The sequence below is a fragment of the Bacteroides gallinaceum genome (genome assembly GCF_030373775.1).
Taxonomy (GTDB): domain Bacteria; phylum Bacteroidota; class Bacteroidia; order Bacteroidales; family Bacteroidaceae; genus Phocaeicola; species Phocaeicola excrementipullorum.
Map to the genome: position 1 here is coordinate 1 of NZ_JAUDEN010000064.1, position 1591 is coordinate 1591.

The window sequence follows — 1591 nt, forward strand, 5'->3', positions numbered from 1 at the left end:
TATTACTACAGTAAACATCCACCAATAGGTGATATTAGCTTTCTCCAACTCCAACTTTTGTTTTTCTGTAATTAATTTTTCATTATTATACTTTTCTTTATAGGCTATGATTTGTTTTCCTTTATCTATAGCAATAATAGAGTCATTATAAAACAATAATGAGTCACAATAAGTTTTCAGGTATTGGTTGTATTTAGGGTTCTCACTTAATCTATATAAATATTCATAAATAGATGCCTTTGTATAAATATTATCAGTATTCAATGCTTTATTTAGATAATAAAAAGCTGAATCCAATTTGCCTAAATGAAAATAGTTCTTGCCTATTAATGAGAATGGACGATATTCTATTGGAAATGACTGCAAAATACTCAAAGATTTTTCTATTTTATGACTATTCGTATACACTAAAGCTATTTCACGTTGAATGTCATAATAATAATCCGTATTTTTAAGTCCAAGCTCTGCTGCTATTGCACTACATCTTTGATAGGACTCTATCGCTTTGGGAAGTTTATTTGAGATACAATAGCATCTGGCTAAATATTGTAATGCACCCATTTGATACCGTAAGTTTGAATCTCTGACAGCATAATCGTATGCCTTTGTGCAGGATTCCAGTGCATAGTCTGTTAAGTTACGATATAAATATAACTTTCCTAAAGAAGACATTATAAGGTATCCTGTTTTATAATCTTCCGTTTTTTCTACTTCTGATTTACCTTCCAAATAATACTTCATTGCTTCTTCTATATGACCCAAATTGTAATTGATGTTTCCCATATAGAGGGCCGACATTGCCTTTCTACGGGCATTATTTGTAGGCTTGTAATAATCGTATGCTATCCGTACAAGCGAATCGGAAGAGATTTTCATCAGCTGTTTTACCTTTGCCTGTGAGGTCAGCAGACACCACAGCGCATGGTTCTCCTTATCAGTTCGTGACGAAGGAATCTCCATACTTTCCAATATATGCAATGAACTGTCCGGATGGTCAAACATGACCTTTTCTGCTTGTTCAAGTTCCGGCATCAGTTTGTCTGCTGTTTTATTTCCGTTGCATCCTGAATTTATCAAAATGGAATGTAATATTATAACAGCGTATATTATTTGTTTCATATAATCATCATTTTCGATGCAAAAGTATAAAAATATTAATTTTAACTATGTTTTTTAGGGACATTTGTCGAGCATTTTTATCTAATTCATATTGTATAAGCTGATTTCTTTTTAAAGTATAACATCCAAATCATGCTTAACAAATTTATCGAATGAAATCAAAACTGCTTCTTAGGCAGGAAGTGCAACGCTTGGGCGTTGCTGCTGTCTCGTTCAAGTCAATACCTGCATTTTGTGGGTGAAGGATCCTTTTCAATTGTTAAAGTTTGGCTTTACGCGGAATTTAAATTTTCATCTTTGGCAAACTTAGGTATATTTGCGGTGAAACTAATAAATGTGTGAGCCTATGAAAAAACTGAAGACAGTGGCGATGGCTGCATTGCTTCTTCCTTTTATTGCATGCGGGGGAAACAGCCGGCAAAATTTGCCTGCAACCGAAAACGTGCAGGACAGTACGGACAATCAAGTGATT

General features: G+C 33.9%; 1 protein-coding gene. It reads right to left on the minus strand.

Translation table 11 applies throughout. The features are described 5' to 3' along the window. The coding region (locus QUW60_RS14930; RefSeq protein WP_434736877.1) for a tetratricopeptide repeat protein at positions 1-1119 on the minus strand (1119 nt) is incomplete at its 3' end. Positions 1120-1591 lie beyond the last annotated feature (472 nt).